Annotated in this window: 19 protein-coding genes; 4 read left to right on the top strand and 15 right to left on the bottom strand. The window is 40.5% G+C overall.

Features of this window, described 5'->3' with window-relative positions:
- Window position 1 precedes the first annotated feature (1 nt).
- The 11 genes from LV85_RS16875 to trxA all read right to left on the bottom strand — a co-directional run bounded on the left by LV85_RS16875 (window position 2) and on the right by trxA (window position 10,700).
- A complete protein-coding gene (locus LV85_RS16875; protein WP_111321589.1) occupies window positions 2-283 on the bottom strand; it encodes a cold-shock protein in 282 nt (93 codons plus the stop codon).
- Between the two features lie 10 nt (window positions 284-293).
- On the bottom strand, window positions 294-1,496 hold the full coding sequence (locus LV85_RS16870; protein ID WP_111321587.1) for a DEAD/DEAH box helicase: 1,203 nt from the start codon (window positions 1,494-1,496) through the stop codon (window positions 294-296).
- A 7-nt stretch (window positions 1,497-1,503) separates the two neighbouring features.
- Window positions 1,504-2,496: a fatty acid desaturase family protein gene (locus LV85_RS16865; protein ID WP_111321585.1), complete on the bottom strand. Its 993-nt coding sequence runs from the start codon at window positions 2,494-2,496 to the stop codon at window positions 1,504-1,506.
- A gap of 519 nt (window positions 2,497-3,015) precedes the next feature.
- Window positions 3,016-4,362, bottom strand: a complete 1,347-nt coding sequence (locus tag LV85_RS16860; RefSeq protein WP_111321583.1) for a hypothetical protein — start codon at window positions 4,360-4,362, stop codon at window positions 3,016-3,018.
- On the bottom strand, window positions 4,359-5,405 hold the full coding sequence (locus LV85_RS16855; RefSeq protein WP_111321581.1) for a c-type cytochrome: 1,047 nt from the start codon (window positions 5,403-5,405) through the stop codon (window positions 4,359-4,361). Before LV85_RS16855 ends, LV85_RS16860 begins: the two co-directional genes overlap by 4 nt.
- Before the next feature lie 108 nt (window positions 5,406-5,513).
- Window positions 5,514-6,230 carry an acyl-[acyl-carrier-protein] thioesterase gene (locus LV85_RS16850; protein WP_111321579.1) on the bottom strand — a complete coding sequence of 239 codons (717 nt, stop codon included), beginning with the start codon at window positions 6,228-6,230 and terminating at the stop codon, window positions 5,514-5,516.
- The gene (locus LV85_RS16845) at window positions 6,227-7,402 is read right to left on the bottom strand and encodes an MFS transporter (protein WP_111321577.1); all 1,176 of its coding nucleotides are present in this window, start codon (window positions 7,400-7,402) and stop codon (window positions 6,227-6,229) included. The genes LV85_RS16850 and LV85_RS16845 overlap by 4 nt, the downstream gene beginning before the upstream one ends.
- Before the next feature lie 253 nt (window positions 7,403-7,655).
- The gene (locus LV85_RS16840; RefSeq protein WP_111321575.1) at window positions 7,656-8,141 is read right to left on the bottom strand and encodes a DUF6691 family protein; all 486 of its coding nucleotides are present in this window, start codon (window positions 8,139-8,141) and stop codon (window positions 7,656-7,658) included.
- A gap of 10 nt (window positions 8,142-8,151) precedes the next feature.
- Complete coding sequence (locus LV85_RS16835; protein WP_111321573.1) at window positions 8,152-8,733, bottom strand: YeeE/YedE family protein; 582 nt, start codon at window positions 8,731-8,733, stop codon at window positions 8,152-8,154.
- A 139-nt stretch (window positions 8,734-8,872) separates the two neighbouring features.
- Entirely contained in the window at window positions 8,873-10,294 is a 1,422-nt protein-coding gene (locus tag LV85_RS16830) for an MBL fold metallo-hydrolase (protein ID WP_111321571.1), read from the bottom strand.
- 94 nt (window positions 10,295-10,388) lie between these two features.
- A complete protein-coding gene (gene trxA, locus LV85_RS16825) occupies window positions 10,389-10,700 on the bottom strand; it encodes a thioredoxin (protein WP_111321569.1) in 312 nt (103 codons plus the stop codon).
- Between the two features lie 168 nt (window positions 10,701-10,868).
- Here trxA and LV85_RS16820 point away from each other — a divergent pair, with 168 nt between their 5' ends.
- The 4 genes from LV85_RS16820 to LV85_RS16805 all read left to right on the top strand — a co-directional run bounded on the left by LV85_RS16820 (window position 10,869) and on the right by LV85_RS16805 (window position 18,052).
- Window positions 10,869-13,850: a glycosyltransferase family 117 protein gene (locus LV85_RS16820; protein ID WP_111321567.1), complete on the top strand. Its 2,982-nt coding sequence runs from the start codon at window positions 10,869-10,871 to the stop codon at window positions 13,848-13,850.
- A 501-nt stretch (window positions 13,851-14,351) separates the two neighbouring features.
- Window positions 14,352-15,179, top strand: a complete 828-nt coding sequence (locus LV85_RS16815) for an AraC family transcriptional regulator (protein WP_111321565.1) — start codon at window positions 14,352-14,354, stop codon at window positions 15,177-15,179.
- Between the two features lie 200 nt (window positions 15,180-15,379).
- Window positions 15,380-16,741 carry a vanadium-dependent haloperoxidase gene (locus LV85_RS16810; RefSeq protein ID WP_158531197.1) on the top strand — a complete coding sequence of 454 codons (1,362 nt, stop codon included), beginning with the start codon at window positions 15,380-15,382 and terminating at the stop codon, window positions 16,739-16,741.
- 327 nt (window positions 16,742-17,068) lie between these two features.
- Window positions 17,069-18,052: a hypothetical protein gene (locus LV85_RS16805; RefSeq protein WP_111321561.1), complete on the top strand. Its 984-nt coding sequence runs from the start codon at window positions 17,069-17,071 to the stop codon at window positions 18,050-18,052.
- Window positions 18,053-18,075: 23 nt separating this feature from the next.
- Here the strand turns inward: LV85_RS16805 and LV85_RS16800 are convergent, their stop codons facing one another.
- The 4 genes from LV85_RS16800 to LV85_RS16785 form a co-directional block, all read right to left on the bottom strand.
- Entirely contained in the window at window positions 18,076-18,276 is a 201-nt protein-coding gene (locus LV85_RS16800) for a DUF6728 family protein (RefSeq protein ID WP_111321559.1), read from the bottom strand.
- Window positions 18,277-18,711: 435 nt separating this feature from the next.
- A complete protein-coding gene (gene ispG / locus LV85_RS16795) occupies window positions 18,712-20,694 on the bottom strand; it encodes a (E)-4-hydroxy-3-methylbut-2-enyl-diphosphate synthase (RefSeq protein ID WP_111321556.1) in 1,983 nt (660 codons plus the stop codon).
- Between the two features lie 5 nt (window positions 20,695-20,699).
- Window positions 20,700-21,404, bottom strand: a complete 705-nt coding sequence (locus LV85_RS16790) for an SDR family oxidoreductase (RefSeq protein ID WP_111321554.1) — start codon at window positions 21,402-21,404, stop codon at window positions 20,700-20,702.
- A 63-nt stretch (window positions 21,405-21,467) separates the two neighbouring features.
- The gene (locus LV85_RS16785; RefSeq protein ID WP_245942356.1) at window positions 21,468-24,938 is read right to left on the bottom strand and encodes a hypothetical protein; all 3,471 of its coding nucleotides are present in this window, start codon (window positions 24,936-24,938) and stop codon (window positions 21,468-21,470) included.
- Window positions 24,939-24,963: the final 25 nt, after the last annotated feature.

Here is a 24,963-nt window from a genome sequence, read left to right as displayed (position 1 = left end):
ATTACTCGTTTTTAAATTTGGTGTTTCTATTAAATTTTTGTTGTGTATTCTGCGGTCTAGGAGCATTTTGCGGCCTAGGAGCATTTTCTTTTTTCGGTGGTTCTGGTTCTGGCGGAGTGTCTGAGATGTTACCAAACTCATCCACGTACGCAATCATATCATCCAGATCTCCACTTTTCGGCTGATCCTTACGAGCAGCCATCTTTTCTTGCTTTTCTCTCTTTTTTCTCTTTTTAAGTTCTGCTTTTTGCTTTTTAATGAATGTGTTTTGGTTTTTTGACATTTCGGCGATTTTAGTTGGCAAATGTTATGGCCCTACCGGTTTTTCCGGCCCGACCTGTCCGGCCTATTCTGTGGATATAACTATCCATAGACATGGGAAGCTGGTAATTGATCACATGGGTCACATCAGCTACGTCTATACCTCTGGCGGCTACATCTGTCGCTACCAGCACTCGTGTCAGTCCGCTTTTGAACTCATCTATCGTTCTATTTCGGAAGTTTTGCGATTTATTTCCATGAATCAACCCAGACTTGATACCAGACTGATTTAATTGCTTGCTTAACTTATCTGCGAGTCTTTTGGTTTCAGTGAAAATAATCACCTTCTCTAAATCATGGCCTCTGAATAAATCAGCAAGTATATCAAATTTATTCTTGCCTTCCGGCACGTGAATAACTTCTTGATCTACGTTCTCACTGGTAGTTCCTCCAGTATTTACTTTGATCACTACCGGATTATTTAACAATCCGTCAATGAGCGCTTTTTGACTTGGTTCCAATGTCGCAGAGAAAAGCATCGTTTGATTTCTCTTCGTCATCAAATTTACGAGTTTTTTTACATCATGTACAAAACCCATATCCAACATTCTATCAAATTCATCCAACACGAGCGTATTTACTCTGTTGAGATGCAATAATTTGCGATTTACAAGATCCAATAATCTACCCGGCGTACCCACTATTACATGGAGCTTTCTACTGAGGGCCTTAAAGTCAGAATTGATATTCGTGCCACCGATAAAGGTGTTAGAATACAAGTTCATCCCTTTGCTTAGACTTTTGAATTCCTCCTCGATCTGTAACGCCAACTCACGAGTCGGTGTGACGATCAAAGCAGTGAAATTCTGAGGATCTAGCTTAGCATGTTCAATAATTGGTATCAAAAAAGCGCCAGTTTTACCCGAACCTGTATTTGATATTCCAAGTATATCTCTTCTCTCCATCAGTGCAGGTATAGCCTGCTCCTGGATATTGGTCATGCTTTCATAACCCTTGGCTTCTATATTTCTCAACAAAGAAGCATTCAGATTAACGCTTGAGAAAGGTGTTTCAGAGCGAAATCCTTCCTGACCACTAGGCTGAGCCTTTTTGATCAACAGGTTAGGATCTAACTTGGATACCTTTTTCTTATTTTGACCTGGCCTTCCTGTAGGACGAGAGTTTCGTCTTTGATTAGCAGGCGGTCTTGTATTTGAATTTCTATTAGTACTCATATTAAAATTAGGCTTTGACTGGCTCCATCTCAGGTTCGTTACCGAGAACATAGAGCATTTTGAAATGGTCCAACACAGCCATTAAAAAATGTGGTTTTGAATAATAAGGCACATTGAATTCCTCCGCTGTGGCCTTTACAATAGGTGCTATATCCTTATAATGCACATGGCAAATATCAGGAAATAAATGATGCTCAACTTGATAATTTAAGCCTCCAACAAACCAAAAGAGAACTTTTGAATTGGGAGCAAAATTGCAAGTAGTAGCCAATTGGTGAAGTATCCGCTCGCCTTCTACTACACCAGTGGTGTCAGCTTTAGGAAAATCAACTACCTCAACGATATGTGCGATCTGGAATACCATTGTGATGATAAAGCCAGTCACAAAATGCATCATAATAAACGCTAGAATGATCATTCCTGCAGAAAACGGCGAGAAAATAATCGGTAATCCTAGTACGATAGAGAAGTAAGCAAGCTTAAGGAAAATCAATTTAACGATTCCTTTTTTGTATGCTTTCTCCCCGCCTTTTACAAGGCCTTTGTTATAATATCTCGTGAATCTGATAAAGTCTTTCGCAGTCACCCAAGAAAGGGTAGAAAGAGAATAAAACACCCAAGCGTAGAGATGCTGATACTTATGTAGACCGTTTTTCTCGGCATTCGGAGAGAATCTCAAAAAGAACGGGGCATTGATATCATCATCATGCTCGTGAATATTGGTATAACTATGGTGAAGCACATTGTGTTGCATGTGCCAAACCATAGAACTTGCTCCCACCATATCAAGGGTGTAGCCGATCCACGTGTTTACTTTTTTGCTTTTGGAATAAGAGCCATGAATAGCATCATGCATCACTCCCATTCCTACGCCAGCCATTCCAAAAGCTGATAATAGGTAACAGCCGAATAACTGTAAAGTCGTTGATGCAACCCCCGTGATCACCAGAGAGATAGGAACGATATACAGGGATACCAAGATGATGGTTTTAATAACCATCCCTACGTTTCCGTACTTCGATTTGTTTGTGGACTTGAAATGTCCGTAAACACGCTTTCTTAATGTTTGGGAGAATTCAGATAATTCTGATTCTGAGAACCTTACTGTCTTAATGGCACTTTGATTAAATTATAAATACTAATGTTTCCCGTGGGATTTTCTCTGCAGGTTTTAATTCCAAGAATGGACTTGACCATATCTTGTGAATTAAAAAAGTAGAAAGATGAAGAATTAAAACCTTTGCGAGGGGAAACTCTTGAATTTGCTACTTAAGCAGGTTGATGTTCAACGCATACTTTATTTCAAGTAAAAAGGTTGTCCGCGGACAGCGCCTTTATGACGACAAAGGTGAGGAGAAGATTTCGCATATCCTAATAAGCTACAACTCCAACCCATTTTAATCTCTCCAATTGCCAGAATCCTTACTATTAATTCATCATAATACGCTGATAAGCTCATATTGAAGGAGTTGCCCGCACATCTGAGAATTCATTTTAAAATAAGAAACTGAAGAAATATTTATCTCCACCTCCAATTGACAATCCCATTTACATGAATCATTTCTATCTTATTGTAAATCTGCCCTGGACTTAAGAATGGATTTCCCAGCGCTTCTTTGTTCATAATGAGCAGTTGAAAATCCAAAGAAGGGACTGCTTTCGGTAAATACTTCACTCCTACATTAATTTGTCTATAGGAAGGCATATTGTATTTATTTTCCGAAGGAGCATTCAGCGGAGGAAGCCAATGGAATCCCATATGAGCAAAAGCCCTGAAATTGGTATGTGGAATGGTGTATTCTGCAAAAGCTGTCAATGCATTCAAAGAGCTATAACCTTCATTTCGCTCTCTAGGGATAAAGGTGTACCAAGCGTCCTTCCCCCACTCTCTAGGACTGAGCCAAATACCCTTACCGCCAGTAGTAGTGTAATTCAAGTTAAGATTCCATGCTGATTTCCTAAAGCCTATGCGAGTGGAAAGAGCCCAGTTTCTATCTTCAGGATTTTTAAATTGAAAGATGGGATTCTGATTCCCACCATCTCCCAGTCCAGACTGAAAACCTGCCTGTACACCCCAAAGCCAGCTGATCCCCGACTCCTCATTCCTCCATTTTTTCTCGCCTTTTACCCAAAGAGTATTGGAAATATTCTGAACCAAAGTATTCGATACATATAAACTCAGGTCTTCCCAATCTTTCTCCAGTTCTGCAATTCCTATCCAGTCACTAGCGGTATTTCCGGCATATTGCGAGGCTTCTCCGTCAGGGTTCCTCCCCACAGGAAAAACCCCAATACTCTCTCCTACAGAAAGCCATTTACTAGTTCCACGCACACTCATCCCACCTATTCCCCAAGCTGAGAATTTCCATTTATCCTTGGTAGAAAACCAAATATTCCCTCCTTCGATTCCTGTCGGCGAAAGCCTGCCATCTTGTGCATTGATCCAATCAGTTTCGATCCCCATGCGCCCAATGGACAGCCCCCAATTGCTTTTCGAATAGCTAAGCGATAGGTTTTCCAACTTGCCAAAAAAACGATCTTCTTGATTCAACAAATCAAACAATCCGACTTCATACCTATTTTCACCTCCACTCTCGGGGTCTGGTGCTGTCAAATCGCTGCTCCACAGATTTCCAAAAATGCGATATCCCAACTGAAGCTGAAGATTTTTAGCATAGCTGATTTTCGTCCCAAGACTCAAGCTGCTCCCCAAAGCAAAATCGTCTTTGAAATCATCTGGATAGCTCGTACTCATCCAAAACATCCTGAAATGAACATCTGGCGCTACTTGAAGTTTTTTCTCAGCCTGCTGCGCAAAAGATAGAAATGGGATAAAAATGAGAAGTCCTACAAAGTATTTCCTCATTTCTTGGCGGCTGCTTTAATAGGCTGATAAGGACCGAACTTGTGTTGCTCCTCCGAGAACTCATCTGAATACGGACCAAAGGGATGATCCATGGGCTTCTTGGAAATATCTGGCCAGTCATTAGGGAAGTCACGGGCTGGGCGATCTAGACTATTCACGTAGGCCGCCACATCCCAAGCTTCTTCATCAGTAAGTATTGGGTTTTCATATGTCGCACCAAAGGGCATATTAGCTCGCACATAGCCCGCAAATCTGGACATGCGAAACAGTCCAGCTCCTTGATTATAGCTATGCTCGCCCCAAAGCGGCGGATAGGTATAACCAGTGCTATCAGCTTTCATGACTCCCTGGCCATCGACCATATGGCATGTTACACATTGCCTTTCATAAATCGTTTTTCCCTTAATATAATCAGCAGCTCTGTCGAGCAAAGGCAGCTCATAGAGCCCTGCTCCTTTTGGCTTTTCTCCTTGAGCCACGTCTTGGCCAAGCCAATTCATATAAGCCACCATGGCGATCATTTCCTTGCTATCATTTGCCAAGACCTCGCCATTCAAACTCCGCTGAAAGCAACCATTGATCCTCAATCGAATATCTTCTGAATTCCCTGATCTTCCACGTACCTTAGGATAGGTGCTTTTGGCCGCAGAATAATTATTCCCTAGAGGCACAGTACCAGCTTGCAAGTGGCAATTCTGACAATTCAAACCATTCGAAATCTTTTTAACTTTTCCGTTGGGACCTAGGTATTCGGAGGTATTAGCTATCAGCTCACGCCCATATTTAATCTCATCCGCATTTGGCTCTTTCTCCACGCTAGCCCAATCTGGAGCCTGCCACATTCCCGCTGGGTCCATCAAGGCTTTAGATATTGGCATATCTGGCTTGGCAGGCAGCTCAGCCAGCGGTTCATGTTGTGGTCTTTCTCCCGAAAAATCAAGATACAAGGTGAGTCCAACTATGCCCACCAAGACACAGATCGCCAAAAGCAGTCCTGTGACAAGTGGCAAAAGCTCTACTAATGGTTTTGGTCTCTGATTCATAATTGCAAGATCAAGCTACAAAAATGAGCGTAATCCTCCACGAAAGATGTGACGAAGGTCACCTTGACTGTTTGAAAAATTTATGAAAGGATGATTACGACGGTAATTTTATTTGGCTTCCGCCATAAAAACCTGCTTGTCTGCCACTAGTCCTTCTACAATAAAATGTGCCTCTTGCTGGTACAAATGAATAGTCAACTCATCTCCCATACCGCATTCTGCTAGGTAATTAATCAAAAACGGAAGTGTATGGCAGTCATTTTCCCGAAGGATATTTTCCACCCAGCGTACATAGCTGGTATTATTTACATGATTATTCAGATCAAGATCCGAATACCTAACTTTCAATTTCTCGCTTTTTAGCAATTCCCCTTTCAATCGAATCTTTTTGGGTTGCCAATCTGGCTTTTCTTGTGGGTCAAAAAGCTCAGGAGGCAGTGCATTTTCTGGCCTAAATATTCTTTTGCTCTGCACATTCATTAGCACCCAAGAACTCATTGCTCTGGCAAGGACTTCTCCCTCAGGATTGGTAACCAAAAACTCACGAAAAGCAAAAACCTTATCTACTCCTCTCCCAGCAGTATAGACTTTGATCGAATCTCCCCAAGAAGGCAAATTCTCACAGCTAATATCTATTCTTGCCAAAATCCATGACAAATTTTGCTCTTGCAAATTTCTCCCGAAATCAGCAGAATCAGCATGTCTCCAGGCTATTTCCTGAAACAAATTGGACAAGGCTGTCAAGCTCAACTTCCCATCAGGATCGACCTGATAGGAGCGAACTTCAAAATCTTTGTGATACTGAAATGAAGCAGTAGAACTCATTTAACTCGGTTAGGTGAAGCTTTGACTGGAATAAGGAAAACTGCCTTCCTGATACTTGAAAGTACAGTAATTCCCAGGCCACTCACAGCAATTAGCGCAAAAGAGACTTTTAAATTAAATAATTCTGCGATAAATCCGATCAAAGGAGGTCCAAGCAAAAATCCAAAAAAGGAAATAGTAGAAACCAAGGCCAAAGCGACACTCGGAGAATACAACTTAGATCTGCCGGCAATACTATAAGAAAGTGGAATAATCGAGGCTACGCCTAGCCCCACCAGTAAAAATCCAAGTGTAGCAGCCGCTACTGTTGGGAATATTACAGCAATACTCAAGCCTATGAAAATCAAAACTCCACTCACCTGGATCACTTCCACTTTGGTGTATCTAGCAGCTACTTTATCCGTAATAAATCTGCCCGAAGCCATGGCTCCCATAAAAGCAACGTAGCCCAGAGCTATCAAGGATGGATCTGATTGTATCACTTTCTTGAAATAAACCCCAGACCAATCAAACATACATCCTTCAGCCATCATGCCTAGAAATGCAATCAGACTTATCCTTAATAAGAGCGCATCAGGTTTTTTCATCACTAGTCCGCCTCCCCCTTCAGAGACTTTCTTGTCTTTGATAATATACCTCTGAGCAGAAAGAATAATTACTATTGAAATAGCCATTACCACGAAGTAATGTTGGGCTGGAGAAAATCCAAAAAATATCAACAATGCCCCTAGGCCAGCGCCAGAGAACCCTGCCAAACTCCACAAACCATGAAATGAAGCCAGAATACTTTTTCCCATCTCATCTTCCAATCCCAACGCCTGTGTATTCAGCGAGATATTCATCACATTCCCGAGCATCCCATAAAGAATCAATACGGGGATCAAAAACCAGGTAGTAGGGGCCAGACCTATCAAAGGCAAAGTCATGGCATAAGCAAAGGCTCCGAACATAACTACCGTACGGCTGCCAAACTGGTGCACCGCCCAACCTGCAATAGGCAAGCCTATGACAGAGCCCAAAGGCAAGAACAATAACAAGGTTCCCAATTGACCTTCAGACAGATCAAACTTGGCTTGGATATCTGGAATCCTAGCTGCCCATGAGGCAAAGCAAAGCCCGACGAAAAAGAAAAAAGCCCCTAGGGCAACTCGTCTTTTGGAAAGTGTATTCATTTAAATAGGTGGTTTAAGAGGCACACAAAAGTAGGGAACATTCACCCAAAATCATGCGGGATCAAGAACATTGCCTCTGAAAACTAGTTACCTTAGTGGAACAAAATTTACCAAAATAGTCATGGAACTGGTCATAGCAGGAGCCGTAATCGTTACCGCCATATTTATCGTGCGCTTTATAATTAAAAAAATATTTGACTAAAAAAGCCACTCCCTGTTTAGAAAGTGGCTTTAAAAATCAACTTTTTGCGCTTTAACTCGGAAGTTTATCCGAAAACTTGCCATACACCCAGGTCCCAGCAATGGCCGAAAGTAGCGTTACGATCACCACGGTAAACCCAGATCCAATCTGCGCAAATAAAGGCCCTGGACAGGCTCCTGTAATCGCCCAGCCTAATCCGAAGATAAATCCTCCGATCACATTACCCTTAGTGAATTTCTTGGTAGGGATTATGATTTCCTCACCGGCAACAGATTTGATTTTCATCCGCTTGATCAACTGAATGGAAATGATCCCAGTTACGATCGCCGAACCGATCACTCCATACATGTGAAATGAATCCAAACGGAACATTTCCTGAATTCTAAACCAAGAGATTATCTCAGCTTTCACAAACACGATTCCGAACAAAATACCCAGAATCAAATACTTTACTAAGGCCATGCCTCTTTCTCCTGACTCTTGAGAATTTGGCGCATCACAAACCGCCTCCGATATATTGCTTTCTACTTCTTTCATTTTCTTACGATTAAAACCCTACCAATTTCATTAAAGGAGCTAAAAACACCTGCGTCATCAGAAATCCACCAAGCATAAAGAAAATAGTAGCGACTAAGGATGGCCATTGCAGAGAACTGATCCCCATAATCGCATGGCCTGAGGTACATCCGCCTGCGTATCTAGTACCAAAACCAACCAGAAATCCTCCTAAAACAAAGAATACAAATCCTTTTGCGGTAAATAGGTTTTCCCAAGAGAAAATATCCGATGGCATTAGGCCAGAGAAATCAGTAATACCCAAAGCAGCTAAATCAGCTTGTGTTTTTGTAGCAATGACAATTTCATCCGGATTTGACAACAATGAAGTGGCGACAAATCCTCCTACCAACACTCCTAGCACAAATACCAGATTCCACATTTCCTTCCTCCAGTTGTATTGAAAGAAAGGGATTTTGGCAGGAATACACATCGCACAGACATGGCGAAGGGAAGATGAAATCCCAAAGCTCTTATTTCCCAAAATGAGAAGGGATGGCACGGTAAGGCCGATCATAGGGCCAGCCACATACCAAGGCCAGGGCTGGGAAACCCAGTCTATTAATTGATTCATATATTTTGTGTTTGGGTAATTATAAAACAAGTGGTATGTGGGGACACAGACCACGGAGGAAAGACACAGACCAGGGCTTTACCACTATTCTAGATTCTAATGTCTTGAATCTAAGGTCTTATGTTTTGATACTTACTACTTATAATAAAGTAGTTGGACAAACAAATTCTGAAATCTTAAAATCTCCTGATTCCTTAATGTCCTTGAAACCACCTTTAACATCGATCAAATTATCAAAGCCTCTAGCTCTCAGGATAGAATTGAAAACCATAGATCGGTAGCCACCTGCACAATGCACGTAATAGGTTTTATCCTTGTCTATCTTCGTCATGCTTTCATTGATGTAATCAAGGGGAGTGTTTTCTGCATTGAGCACATGCTCAGATTGAAATTCACTTTCTTTCCTCACATCCAAAATGGAAATATCAGGATTTGATTTTTGAATGTCGGAAAGCTCATCTGCACCAATGGACTTGATTTGATCTATCTGTTCACCTGATTTCGCCCAAGACGCAAAACCACCTTTCAAATAGCCAATAGCATAGTCATAGCCCACTCTTGCTAACCTAGTAACTACTTCTTCCTCTCTTCCCTCTTCTGCTACCACCAAAATTTGCTGCTTCAAATCTGGGATCATCGCTCCTACCCATACGGCAAAGCTTCCGTCGATTCCTATATTGATTGAATTTGGCACAAAGCCTTTGGCAAAAACCTGCGGAGCTCTTGTATCCAAGATCAATGCACCTGTCTCATTCGCTGCAGCTTCAAATTCTTTTGGACTTAATGGTTTCACTCCTCTTTCCAGCACCGCATCAATGCTGTCATATCCCTCGATATTCATCATGACGTTTTGAGGGAAATAAGCCGGTGGTGGAGTCAAGCCAGTGATCAGCTGCTTAGTGAATTCTTCCTTACTCATCTCTTGCAATGCATAGTTCGTTTTCTTCTGGTTACCCAAAGAATCGGAAGTCTCCTTACTCATATTTTTGCCGCAGGCAGATCCTGCTCCATGCGCTGGATAGACGATCAAGTCATCCGCAAGAGGCATTATTTTATTACGAAGGGAATCATACAAGTGGCCTGCAAGAATCTCCTGAGTCAAATCAGCAACTACTTTCTGTGCCAAATCCGGTCTTCCCACATCTCCTATAAACAAGGTATCACCGGTGAAGATCGCTTCTTCTTTTCCTTCTTCGTTGAAAAGCAAATAGCAAGAACTCTCCATGGTGTGACCAGGAGTATGTATCAATTTGATTTTGGCTTTGCCGATCTGGAATTCTTCACCGTCTTGCCCGATATGCGCGTCAAAACCTAACTTCATATCCGTAGGCCCATAGACTATTTCAGCACCAGTTTTCTTTGCCAAATCAATATGCCCAGAGACAAAGTCTGCATGGAAATGCGTTTCAAACACGTATTTGATTTTAGCATTTCTGCGCTCAGCCTTTTCGATGTATGGCTGAACTTCTCTTAGCGGATCGATTACCGCTGCTTCTCCGTCCGACTCAATGTAATAAGCTCCTTGCGCTAAGCATCCTGTATATATCTGTTCGATTTTCATATCTCTGTTATCTATTTTCCTTTTAATCTTACCCCAAAAGTACGAATTTGAGTTTTAGCCCTGAATGACTTTTGTCACAGAAGGATTATGCCGTTTATTCAATTGAAGCATTAAGCGTTTTCACCAACTGATGAGCTGGCACCACCCCAGACTCTCTCCAGAGAATTTTTCCTTTTTGGAAAAGAATCAAAGTTGGCACACCACGAACTTGGAATTTACTAGCTGCTAATTGGTTTTTGTCCACATCTACTTTCAAAATCCGCACTTTATCTCCCAGTTGCTTGGCAGTATCCTCCAGAATGGGTTGCATCATTTTACATGGACCGCACCAAGTGGCAAAGAAATCCACCAATACTGCTTGGTCTCCGTCTATTAGTTCTTGGAATGTTTTGGTTTTTGTAGGCATGATTTCCGATTTTTTTGTCAGAACAAAAGTATAGGCAAATTCAGTTCAACTCGGTAATTATTATCACATAGGAATGAACACGAACTCAGCAAAAGTTTTAAAATACCTAAAATCACCCTATTTGGTATTTATTTTTTTTATTTTCGCCAGTCAAATTCTACTTATTAAATGCTCAATTACAAGCAAATCAATAATCTGACCGGTTGGGTCGTTTTTGCGGTAGCTACTCTGGTTTACGTTCTTACGGTCGAACAAACGGCTAGTTTCTGGGATCCAGGAGAGTTTATAGCCGTAGCATACAAGCTACAAGTACCTCACCCTCCGGGAGCTCCATTCTTTCTTTTGGTGTATCGCATGTTCAGTTTTTTCGCTTTCGGGGATCCCCTACAGGTGGCATATTGGATGAATATCGGTAGTGCACTATTCTCTGGTTTCTCGATTTTATTCCTATTCTGGTCCATTACGCTATTTGGAAAAAGACTTTTCAAAGTAAAGGAAGGCCAGGAAAGCAAGGGCGAAACCATCACTTTGATGGGGGCTGGGATCGTTGGAGCACTGGTTTATACCTTCTCAGATAGTTTCTGGTATTCTGCTGTAGAGTCGGAAGTTTATGCCATGTCTTCCTTCTTTACTGCTATTGTGATTTGGGCATTCTTGAAGTGGGATGTGATCAAAGATCCTCGTGAAGAAAATAAGTGGATGATTTTCATCGCTTATTTGGTAGGACTTTCCATTGGTGTTCACTTGCTGAACTTGGTGACTTTGCCAGCTTTGGCACTGATCTACTATTTCAAAAAGTACGAAAACCCTACTTTCAAAGGAGGTATTTTCGCAATGTTCCTCGGTGGCGTTGCGCTGATTATTATCAACAATTTGATTATTCCTGGACTGCCAAGTTTGGCTGGTTCCATGGAGATTTTCTTCGTGAATAGCATTGGCCTTCCTTTTGGATCAGGCATCGTAGTATTTATGCTGTTGTTTTTCGCAGGGGTATTTTATGCTTATAAGTATTCTCGCAAAAAGGGAAATGCCATTCTCAACACAGCGCTTTTATCCTTCATTTTTATTCTAATCGGCTATACGAGTTATGCACTGATTGTAGTGCGTGCAAACCAGGATCCGATTATCAATGAGAATGCGCCAAAAGACATTATAAGCTATGTGTCATACTTGAAGCGTGAGCAATACGGTTACAGACCTTTGCTTCATGGGCAATATTTCACTGCACAATTAGTCTCTCAAGAAGAGGGTGCTCCAGTCTATATGAAGGGCAAGGATAAATACGAGATCGTAGACTATTCTTTGGAAAACACTTACGATCCGACTAAGACAACTATTCTCCCAAGGATATATTCTACGCAGGAAAGTCACAAGAGGCTTTACCGGCAGAAGCTAGGCCTGAGAGAAGGTCAGGATCCTACTTTCGGAGACAATATTTACTTTATGTTCTCGCATCAGTTGGGCAAAATGTACTGGCGTTATTTCATGTGGAATTTCTCTGGCAAAGAATCTGATTTCAGCGATGCTCCATGGGTAGGAATTACAGATGCTTTCAAAGATTACCCTGATTACATTACGGAGAACAAAGGCCATAATAATTATCTAATGCTTCCTCTCTTGCTGGGAATCATAGGTTTATTCTTTCAGGCTAAGGTTGACCCGAAGTCTTTCTATGTGAACTTAATGCTATTCCTGATGATGGGTGTAGTACTAGTCCTCTACCTCAATTCCCCTCCGGTTGAGCCGCGAGAACGTGATTACATCTATGTAGGTAGTTTCTATGCCTTTGCTATTTGGATCGGAATAGGCGTAATGGCAATCGCACATATGATAGGCCGTGCGACAAAGAACCTTGCTACTGCAGGGATTATAGCTACGCTTCTTACTATGCCTGTAGCTGGAATGATGGCTAGCCAAAACTGGAATGACCACAACAGAAAAGGAAGGTATTTCTCAGTAGATTCTGCGAGAAACTTCCTAGCCTCCTGTGCTCCAAACGCCATCCTATTCACCGGTGGCGATAATGATACTTTCCCACTTTGGTATGTACAGGAAGTCGAAGGATTCCGTACCGACGTCAGAGTGATTGTATTGAGTTACTTCGATACGGATTGGTATGTGGAGCAAATGACCAGGCCAGTCAATGAATCTGAAGCATTGCCATTCAGCTTGGATGCTAACCGTTACCAAAAAGGCACTAATGACGTCCTTTATGTGATGGAAAGAGAAGGCTTGAATGCGATCTCTGTCAAAGAATACTTGAAATTGCTCAATTCAGGATCTGACCTTCTGAAGATGGAAACTGGCGGAAAATCTGTCGCCAATATGGTTCCTTCTAGAAATCTAATCCTGGAGGTTGACAGTGCATCTGTAGCAAATAAGGATATTATTCCTACCGAATTCACTCCTCTATTTGCTCCTCAAATGAACCTGCAAGTCAAAGGAAACTATGTCACTAAAGGAACCTTGATGCTGCTAGATCTGATCGCTTCTAATAACTGGGAGCGTCCGATATACTTCAACAATACTTCTCTGGCCTCAATTGGTCTAAATATCCAAGACCATGTCGTGATGGAAGGCTTGACCTACCGCTTATTGCCGGTGCAGAAGCCTGAATATATCCGTGATGAATTGGTAAATTCGGATCTGGCTTACGAGAATTACATGACCAAGTTTGCATTCCGTGGTATGAACGATCCGGATGCCTACTTAGATGAGGAATACAGAAGATTTGCTTCCAATCACCGATCCGCACTCAACAGCATTGTTATTGCTTTGCTAGACAAAGGCGATATGGAAAAAGCTGCTACGCTACTTAACTATGGCTTGGAAATAATGCCAAACGAAGCGATTCCTTATGATCTGTCCAGTGGCCAGTCAGTTCCACTCTTCTTCGAAGTAGGAGAAGATGAGAAAGCGCTAGATATCATCGACAAAGTCTCTAAGAAGTCTCTAGACATGATCGAATTCTATACCAGTGAAAACAGGGAATATGATCGGGAAATGATGATCTCGGTGGAGATGATTAAGTATTTCATTCCGCTACTGGAAGAAAGAGGATACCAAGAAAAAGCCCAAGAGCTTAAGCTAAGAATGGAACAATTCCTCGGCCCACAGCAAAGTGGAAGCGGAGTATTGGATAGGCGATAAAAGTTTGCTACAATTATAGAATTGGGGTTCGAAGATGATTCGAACCCCTTTTTTATGATTTTTAACTGTGGTGATCACAGAGTTTTCGCAGAGGGTGCAGAATTCGATTAGAATAAGTACGTTTACGCTTCGGTCAGAGGCCAGTGGCTATGAGACGTCAGTACACGCAACCTGTATTTTGTTTTATTGAAAAAGCATTTTTCACCTTTAATTAATCTATTGAAAAAGCATTTTTTAGCACTAATTGCTTTATAAATAAAGCAATACTGTCTCCTTCTTAAAACAATCTACTACATTCCTCATTTGATCATTTAGCATTCACTTATTTCCACCCTGATTTGGGGCAAGATTTCACCATTCCCGGACTTGCCAATTTATGACAGTTAGGCTACCTGAAAAAATTCTATTACGCATTGGTGAAATTGAAAATTATATTATAAATTCCATACAATAAGACTTTACACCTTGTGAATCAGACGCTTAAATTTATTTTTTCTTGTTATGATTTTTCAAAACTTTAGCCCCACTCCTCCTCTTAGGCAATTCGTCAAGACTTACCATTTAAGGCATTTTAAATTTAATCCAAGGGACCCGATTCCAGTCAAAACATTTCCACCAAGGCCGGAACAGTATATGTTCTTTTATCCCAGAGGTTTTGAAACCACCACGTTTCTTCATGACAAAATTACTTGCAAGAGAAGCTCCCCGACAATTTCAGGTCAACTTACGCAACGTATAGATCGCTTAGTTTCTCAAGAATTTCTAATTATTCAAGTTGCCTTTCATCCTGGTGCTCTACATCAGTTAACAGGAATACCTTTTCACGAATTGATCAACAAATTTGTAGAACTAGAAAATATTTATCCCATTGAATCTAGCATAATCACTGATCAGCTGGCAGAGGCAAAAAGCTATCAGGAAATGATCAGCTTAGTTGATTCATTTTTATTGGCATTGTTTAATAAAAAGTCAAAAGTAACTGAACGCCCATTTGACAAAGTAATCCCTTTGCTTTATCAGGGATATAATAGTGTAAGTATAGATAAGTTAGCAAGTGATGCATGTCTTTCGATTAGACAATTTGAACGACTTTCGAAAGACTACCTCGGAGTGAGTCCGAAAATGATGCAACGAATAAGTCGATTTACCTCCACCTACATTATGCGAGCTAGACATCCGGAATACTCTTGGTTACAGATAGCTCTTGACTGTGGGTATGAAGATTATCAGCATTTAGTTCGAGACTACAAAGATTTTTCAGAAGTAACCCCCAACCAGCTCGTTCGAGCTGACCAGAATGCGCCAGATCGTGTGCTAGGATTAAGGTAATTCCATATTTAGAGGAATTTATTCAACAAATTAATTAGTTAACTGAGGTACAAAACCCATTGTTTACAATGGGATTGGTAACTCTGAATGTAAGATGTCGGTTTTTTACCACTAAAAAGCAATTATAAGTCTCAACCTTTAAGTAGCAGTTGATGAAGACTTTTGATTGCAAACTTTTCTTTAACCTTAACCATAAAAAAATGAAAAATTTTAAAAGTAAGTCAGATGTTGATCTTCAGAAATTGAAGCTCAAAAGTTTAATTGTAATAATGCCATTTTTTCTTTTAGGCTTTCTACTAAGTTGTGAGCGAAAAGATCATGCAATACCAGTAAAACCACATTCAAGCCCGGAAATGGTATTGAAATGGAATTATCAAATTCAAAAAGCATACACTTTTCAAGGTGCTGGAAGCGGCTTTTCTCCTCCACTTATCGCAAGATTATTTGCTATGTATCACGCAGGAATGCATGACGCCTTAAATGCTATAGATCCTAGATTTGAAACCTATGCATATTTTGAGACTGATCCTAATGCTAACCCTGACGCCGCTGTTGCTCAAGTTGTTTACGATCTTTTTCAAGAAATTGGAGGCACTTTAAAACCTATTTATTCAGATTCATTTGACAGCTTATTACAGGCTAGTTTAGGCAGTATCCCTGACGGCGAGGCCAAAGAAAAAGGAATTGAGCTTGGGAAGAATGTCGCACAAGCTATCAAAGACAAAAGAGCTCTTGATGCTCAATTTATCCAATTAGCTGGATATCCCGGCACTCCGTCCTCTGGAACCGCGTCAGGTATATACCAATATATTCCTCCATTGAATTACGCTTTAGCCGGATTTCATTTACAATCCACTTGGGTAATCAATAGCTCAGATCAATTCCGTCAGGAACCACCCTACCCAACTAATAGTCCCGAATACCTAGCAGATTATAATGAAGTAAAAGATTATGGTGAAAAAAATAGCACTCTCAGAAGTGCTGAGCAAAAGGCATTTGGGATTTTTTGGGCCGAAAATACTTCTAGAGGATGGAATGGGATAGCGAGAGATGTAATGTCAAGAGTACCAGAAAAATTACTTGACAATTGGGAAACTGCCAGACTATTAGCATTAGTCCATATCGGAATTGCCGATGCCTATATTGCTGTTTTTGAATCTAAAATTCACTTTAATTATTGGAGACCAGTTTCGGCCATTCGACAAGGTGACTTTGACGACAATTTAAACACAGTAGGAAATCCAGCTTGGGAATCAACACTTGCCACACCTCCAATTGGAGAATATCCATCGGCGCATGCAATGACAGGAGCTGCAGCAGGTCAAATTTTAATTAGATACCTCAAAAACAAAAAGATACCAATTACCATTGATAGTGGCTATTGGCCAGGAACCAGATCATTTCCAGATATCCCATCTGCTATCAGAGAAAATTCACTTTCAAGAATTTATATAGGGTATCATTTTAGAAAAGCAGTTGATATTGGAGAGGCATCAGGGTATAAAGTTGGTGACTTCGTATTTGAAAATGGTTTACTACCCAAAAAGAAAAAATCTAAATAAGAAATTAGAAACAGCTTCATTTGCAACTATGCATGGATTTCCAGATTGTTCCCATAAATAAAATGGGGACAATCTTGTTTGTAAATCAATTATAATAAAACCAATTTCTACTGAATGGCAGTACGCACAGCTATTTGGTTGGCTAAAATAATTTTCGGATTAAAAAAAAGACAACTTCTATATTGTTTTAAAAATCAAATCTTTGATTTAGACAAAAGATCTTGCTATTACAAAATCCAAATAGATACTTCAGGTAGAAAAGAACTATAGTTTAAGAAATTGTTTCAGCTAGCCTTTAGGCAAATATTCTATTTAAATCATACTGTTATGAAAACTACTGAAAAAAAACTAACTCAATATTTCTTGACAACTCTGATTTTGATTGGAGCTAGCTATTGTAACGAAAAACAAGAATGGTCTCCAAGTACACCAATATATTCTGAAATCAATGAAATTATACAAGTAGGTGGCACTACTGAATTATCTGCCAAAATACTTCGAGGAGGAAATTCAAAAATTATAGAATATGGTTTTTTGATTGCTCAGGATCAAGACCCGGCATTTATCCCATATAAAGCTATAAAAGTCTCAATAACGGGAGATATAAAAGATAATTTTACGATGACGGCAAATCTTGAGGAACCTTCCATGTACTCTGCCCGGGCGTATATCAAATCTAAAACCGGCCATTATTATTCACCAGTGATAGAGTTCTTTTATACTGGATCATCAATAGAGACAAGCATGGAAATAACATCTCCTAAATATGTTTATTTTGGAGATAGTGTGAGGGTTAAGTTCAATTCTACGGATCTTTCTAAATCTCAATATTATGCAGAAATCAATGGGACATCTGCTGAAATCGTCCAAATCGAAGACAACTATTTCAAATTTACTATTCCTGATTCTATTAATTTCAATCTTGAGCAAGACCTAGGAAATATACCTCCCTACAATGATGATGGCATAATAATAAGGATAGCCTACATGACCAAAGATGGTCTAATTACGAAACATAAAAGATTCAATTTTACGGAACCAATATTTTATAATGTTTACGACACCATTCCTGAATTCCCTTTAGATGAGAATTGGGTTATAAAGGGAGACTTCATGAAAGATGCTTTCATCAAGGTCAAAATTACCGATGCAAATGAATACCTAGAGATCGTCAGTGCTACGGATACGCTAATCACTGTGAAACCTAGTGAAGGCTTGGATGCTGAACACCCCAGTTTTACAATCTACATAAGAGGTAAAGAATACGTTAATAACTTTTTGACTTATGATCAAGGGGATGGCTGGTTCTGAAAAAAACTTACAGCATAAGTCAATCAAATAAACCGCTTAACAATCCAAAAAATGATAGCCAGTAGAAATACGACGATGGAAATCTTATTGATACCGTGCATCATACGCAGGTTGTAATTTGACTTTTGGTTGGGATCAGGCTTTTGAAAAACCCTGACGAAGTAATTACCAAAGTCACCCATATTGAAAAGTCCTTTGATTTTTTTGTTTTCTGAATCAGACATGGTTAGGTTTTTTTGTTAATAGAAAGAATGGCCTTTAGTTTACTTTAATCTTTGAGGTGACACCAGTCGACTTCACTACCAATTTAGATTTATGTTTTTCACCGGATACCGTGTCAGTCCGAGTATTAAATATTCTTTGAACATACAAAAATAAAATGACAGTAATTTGGTTTGGAACCATAACCATGGTCACCTTGAGCGAAGTCGAAAGGTTCTCGACTTCGCTCGAACTGACCAGCTTTTGATGTCCTCAAATCAATCTGTCATTGGTAGCGAAGTCGAGGACAATTACTTTATATCTCAAGTGCTCAGGCGGACAAAGTCAGCTCTCTTTTGTTAATACTAAATTTTCTTACTCAGCCTGGCACCTATAAGGATTTAATATCTAATCAAAACCCTTCGAGGATGTAAAAACCTCGAAGGGTTCTATTAAAGTTAGATAATCTCAGGTTCGTTCCACATGCCGTCTTCCTTGATTATTTCTATCAATTTGTCCACCGCTTTTTCGGAAGGAACAGAACGCTTCATCACTTCCTTGCCTTTGTACAGGGTAATTTTCCCTTTCCCGGAACCTACGTATCCGTAATCTGCATCTGCCATTTCTCCTGGGCCATTCACGATACAGCCCATAATTCCGATCTTCACTCCTTTCAGGTGATCAGTTCGCTTACGGATCATCGCTGTAGTTTCTTGTAAATCAAATAAGGTACGACCACAAGATGGGCAAGAAATATATTCTGTCTTGGACATTCGTGTTCTGGCGGCTTGAAGCACACCAAAGCCAACAGAATTATGAAGCTTAATTTGTTCGAGAATCTCCTCACGGGAATGCTCCTCTTCTTTTTCTAAAGACATAAAGATCCCATCTCCCAATCCATCAATCAGCAATCCACCAACATCCGTAGCTGCATAAAGCATGGTTTCATCCTGAGACTGATCTGGATAACTTACTTTCACAACAACAGGAATCTCTGACTTAGCTTCCAACAAACTCACAAATGCTCTCCTCACAGCAGGCATAGTATGTTTGTTTTCAGTTTTCAAGATCAGAACCGTGTCTTTTCTATCTGAAATAAGTGCAATAGCTTCGACTATCTGCGTATCAAATATTTCAAGAAAATTCAATTGTGTATGATATTTCTTAGCTGCAGCAAAACTTTGCAAATCGAAAAGCGGAAACTTGTTTTGCTGATCTGTACCAGAAGTCCAGATCGTAGCATCCTGAATTTCCTTCATGCCATTAGGAAGCATAAATGGTATAAGATTAGAACCTGAATACACAAAATCGCATCCCTGATCGTTCATTTTCCACTTATCCAATTCCGGTAAATAGAAATGACCTACAGTCTTCATTTCCTTTTCGCTGATCTTCTCGATCTTGGAAATATCAGTAATTACTCTTGGGACATTATGTCCACCAAAATTATAAATCTCTTCGCTATGTCGCTTGAAATGCTCATAAGGATTGACTGGATAGTCTTGAATCGGCTTGATCTCAGCATGTCCCGCTCGGTGCGCATAGCGATCAATCAATGCTTTGGCAACTGGCGCTTCAAACTCTGGATCTTCGGTCAAGGAAACACGAACCGTATCACCCAACCCGTCTTCCAACAAAGTCCCGATCCCTACAGCAGATTTGATTCTGCCGTCTTCTGCTTCCCCAGCTTCTGTAACTCCGAGGTGCAAAGGATATGGCTTGAAACCACCTTGATCCAATTTCTCAACCAGCAATCTATAAGCCTGAACCATCACTTGTGTGTTGGATGACTTCATAGAGATGACGATATCGAAGTAATTCTCATCCTCACAAATCCTCAAGAACTCCAATGCTGACTCCACCATTCCTAGCGGAGTATCTCCATATCTACTCATGATACGATCAGAAAGAGAACCGTGATTGGTTCCTATTCTCATCGCAGTACCATGTTCCTTACAGATTTTCACCAAAGGCAAAAAGCGCTCACGAATACGGTCCAACTCATCCTGATAGGTAATATCAGTATATTCTAAAACTTCAAACTTCTTCTTGTCTGCATAATTCCCAGGATTCACACGCACTTTTTCCACGATCCTTGCTGCTACTTCTGCCGCATTGGGAGTAAAGTGAATATCAGCTACCAATGGAGTATTATAGCCTCTTTTGCGAAGCCCATCCTTAATATGCCGAAGGTTTTCTGCCTCTTTAATGCTTGGAGCTGTGATACGTACCAGTTCACAGCCTGCTTCGATCATGCGGATACTTTGCTCTATGGAGCCTTCTGTATCCATAGTGTCCACGGTAGTCATTGATTGAACTACGATAGGATTATCTCCACCTACGATGACATCCCCGATTTTCACCGGAATAGTTTTTCTCCTTGAATAACTCGTCAAGCTATCGCAATAAAGTTGATCTACTGATTTGATAATTGGCTCCATGTGGCTTATATATCTCCTAATTGAGGTCGGATTACTATTTCTTCAACAACTGACTGAGGTGAAAGGTTATAAGCAGACCATACACTTTCCGCTACATCCTCAGGTTTCATAAATCTTTTGACAGGCAAATCAGAACCTTCCCAGCTCGAGGTATAGGTCGCTCCTGCAAGAACAGAAGTTACTTTGATTTGATGAGGCTTCAATTCCTCCCGTAGACATTTGGTCATTCCTAGCATTGCCCATTTAGACACCGCATAACTTCCACCATTTGGATAAGCAGTCAAGCCTGCCACAGATCCCATACTGAAAATATGTCCTGATTTTCGAGCGATCATCTCTTGAGCAAATCCCCTAGTCAGGTAATAAGCAGAGTACAAATTGGTCTCCATCATCATTTCGAAATTCCCATCATCCTCATTATGAATGGCTCCTGGGATAAATACTCCTGTATTGTTCACCAATACATCTGGAATCGCTACTGCCTTGACTTCATTCACAAATCTGCTGACATCGGCTTTTTTAGAAAGGTCTGCCTGAATCGCTAGCACTTTAATATTACTGTATTTCTCTCCTAGAAGAGCTTTCAAACTAGCCAAATCAGCCTCATTCCTCGCGCAAGTAAAGATGTCAAAACCCTCAGCAGCAAATCGTTCGATAATTGCTCTTCCTATTCCTTTGGTACCTCCAGTGACGAGGATGCTTTTGCTCATTTGTTTCGTAGTTTAATAGTTAGTATGACAACTATTTAGCTTACGCAAAGTTACATTTTTTTATCAAAACAGAGCCGAAACTTGCATTCTCCCTACATGGACAATTCTATCCAAACCCTGAGAGTTTCTGCCTTCATACACCAAATTGAGTTGCAAGCCCTCTCCTATTTTCTGTAACCAATTCACATTCCAGGTCACATTAGTCCCTGGTGTCAAGGCTTGGAGCATTTCGTAACCAACCGGTGAATTAACCACACCATTGTAATCTATCTGAATCAGTTTGAGATTGCCAGTAAGCGTAGTTTTCACAGCTCTAGAAAAACGAAGATCCAATCCTACTTGGTTCAATTGAGCTTTTTCTTTATACTCTACATTTTCAGTATTGACTTTTCCAGTAAAAGAGTACATAACCGTAGTTCTAAAATAAGGAGTCGGTTGCCATGAAAACTCTGGCCCAATTTGATTTTGGGAGATTACATAATTCTTATTATCTAGGAAGTCCGAAGCAGAAAGTCGATTCCCTGTTCCAGCCAAAATCCTCAATGTCGTCTGCCCAATGAAATTATAACGAGTATTCAACTTCCAATCTTTTTGAATAAAATCCTCAAAACCACCAGAGAGTAATTGCTTAAACTGGGAATCGAAATAAGATAGGTCAAAACCGTATTTAGCAGAGGACCTATTGAAAAAGAAACTTGAGCGAATCACTTGTCGAAGTGATAGAATATCTTCCCGATTTATGCCTCCTACAAATGGGTTGATCCTATCGATGAAGTCATCTGAAGTCACTTTTTTCTCTACACTCAGACTAGTGGTATTGGAAAACTTATGCAAAAATTCTCTCAAGCCGCCACTCTCCTTCCAGGTATCAGGGAATTTTGCCTGAATTCGATAATTTAAAATACTCGTGTAAGCCTGTATGAAAGTATCCGTAGGTACAAAAATCTTGATATACTGCTTCTCTTCAGGATTAATCGCTAGATAAAATTCATTCAATTGCTGTACTCCATCCCCATTATCATCACGCCAAGTGTGGGTCCCATCTCCATTTGGCGCAGGCAGAAAGACAAACTCACGTTGCAACTCGCGCCCATTACCAATTGCATAGGAGATTTCATTACGAATTAGATTTTTTCCGAAGCTCCCCTGATAGTCCAACTTACCCATTACGGTGAGTTCGGATTGCAAATCGCGCTGCAAATATTCCAATTCCCTATAGGTGAAAGTACTGCTCAAACTGTGCTGAGTCCACTGCTTTCGAAAGGTAAAGTTGGAAGTAAATGCACGTGTATCATTTTCCAATTGCCCTTTATATGGAGCTTTATCCTCGCGCCAAGCAGCATCTGCCAAAAAGGAATAACTAAGCGTGTCATTGCTGCGCAAATAAATCAGATGCTGCTGAAAATTCATGGCAGTACTGACCACAGAATCCGTTTCAGCGTTTTTCATAGCATTCTGATCTAAGGAAAACTGATACCCAGGCACGATGCTTTTGGCATTATAACTCAGATCTCCCAAGTAGCGTATCCAGTCGGATGTAAGTGAATCCTGTTTAGAATTCAATCGAAAAAAATCTTGCCTGAGCCTGATTTTGGATCCCAACTGCAAATTCCAATTAGCAGTATGCTGAGTCCCGTTCAACACATTCTCTCTATTCCTTAGGTAAAAGAGGTAGTTAAAATTATTGAGCAGGTCTTTTTCAAAACCAATTCCTGCCCGGAAAAACTGCTCGGCGGCGGCAGTTTGCAAAGCCTCCGGACTTAGGCCCCAATCCCGATCAAACTCAATATACCTGAATCGATCAATGAAATTAAAATTTGTGGAATTATACTCGTATTCGGTCTGCCCCTTCATGATGTAGCCTTTGAAAAACCTGGATTCTCTACCCTCACTTTGCATACCTACCTTCATTCCCAAGCCTTGATTATCATCATCGTCCAAATTTGAAAAAAGATTTTTATCGACTGATGAAAGCGCCATTTCTGTATAGAACTTTTCATGTTCATTTAGCTTGACTCTGGTGCCCGCTGTTACCATCCGCTTGCTGTCAGGAAGTGGCAATTGTGATAAAATAGAATAGTCACCACGAGAATGACCATTCACTGGCAACACATATTCATAGACCGTTCCATTTGATAATTGATTGGATCTCTGATAATCACCCTGGCCAGTTCCCACTTGAGAAAAGCCCAACTCATAATATGCTTTTTCAGGGTCTGTGGAGTATTTATAATAAACTAATGAATCTCCAAACTCATCAAGCATAGAGATTTTCTCATACAAGATTCTATTCTGATCGTAAGCTACACTGTCAATTCTCGGAATTCTTGCTAGTTCGGAACTATCACCTACGGAAGCCATAAGCCCCAATTCCTCTTGAGAGAAATCGGTAAATAAAGGACGGTTTCGATTATCTTTTTCCTGATAATAATTTAAATACACATCCACTTTCCCATTGGTCTGTGTGTGATTCGCTCCTATAATAGATCTGGAATAATTACGCTCCGCATATTCAAAATCCAATCGCACCCGTGAATACTGAGTAATTAAAACCTTTGGCGTAAAAGTGATTTCAGCCTGATTGTAATCAATCACATAATCTTCGTTGAAACCTCGCTTGAGCTGTTTTCCGTCCAGAAATACGCGTTCGGAATTTGCCATTATAATCACGAAACGCTCATTATTTGGACCTACGACTCGATATGGCCCTAATACTCCTTCTAAAACAGGCAATTGAATCGATGCGAATTTCCCTTTGGCTATGGACGCGAAAGCCTGCGAACTTGCAGACCACTTGTCATTCATTTTATACTTTGAGGTAAACTGTAAACCTTGCACATTCTTGTAATAGCGCAGAAATTCAGACTGTCTTTGCTGCAAAACCACATCTCCCGCAGCCAAGCTAAAATCATCATTGTAGAGCTCTATCAGCACATTATCGAAGTCCTGCACTTGCTGAGTATTTCCCTCAGGTTGGAAAGGAACATTTTGATCCGTGATACTTGCTCGGATTTGCAGGTTGTCAGAAATATCGCCTTCTAGTTGCAGGTTTAAGGCAGAATTAACAAATACATTTTGCGTATTCCCAAAGGAAATTCCTCGTGTCAAACTTCCAGATCTGTAAAGATTTGTGGTTGGGAAAAGCTCCTCTCGAAAGTCATAGGCGGGTAATTCTGCCATTCGATTGTCCTTAAATTGAGCGGTGGAATCGTAATCCGAAAGCAAGGTCCTGCGAGCAATCGGCTGATCAAATCGTATTGCAAAAGTCCTATAGCAAAGCAGCAGAGAATCTGGCTTAATCTCATTGTCAAAAACCAGCTGAAGTTTGTTCGTACTGAGTTCGTATTTGAAACCGTAGCTTTTTCCGTTTTGATCAGTAATTCGAATCGTCTCTTCGAGCAGAGAAAGAGAATCTGGAATACTTGGTTGAATAAAGGTTTCAGTTTTCACCCATCGGCATTTCTCCTGCGCTTTCACCGAAGTGAAAAAGCCAAAAAGTAAAACCCAGAAAAGTAGCCAAATACGCTTTCTCACTCCGAAATGCCTTTTGATTTGAAGA

The sequence above is a fragment of the Algoriphagus chordae genome (genome assembly GCF_003254055.1).
Classification (GTDB): domain Bacteria; phylum Bacteroidota; class Bacteroidia; order Cytophagales; family Cyclobacteriaceae; genus Algoriphagus; species Algoriphagus chordae.
Note: the sequence above shows the minus strand (reverse complement) of the source record. Positions and strands in the feature narration are given on the sequence as shown.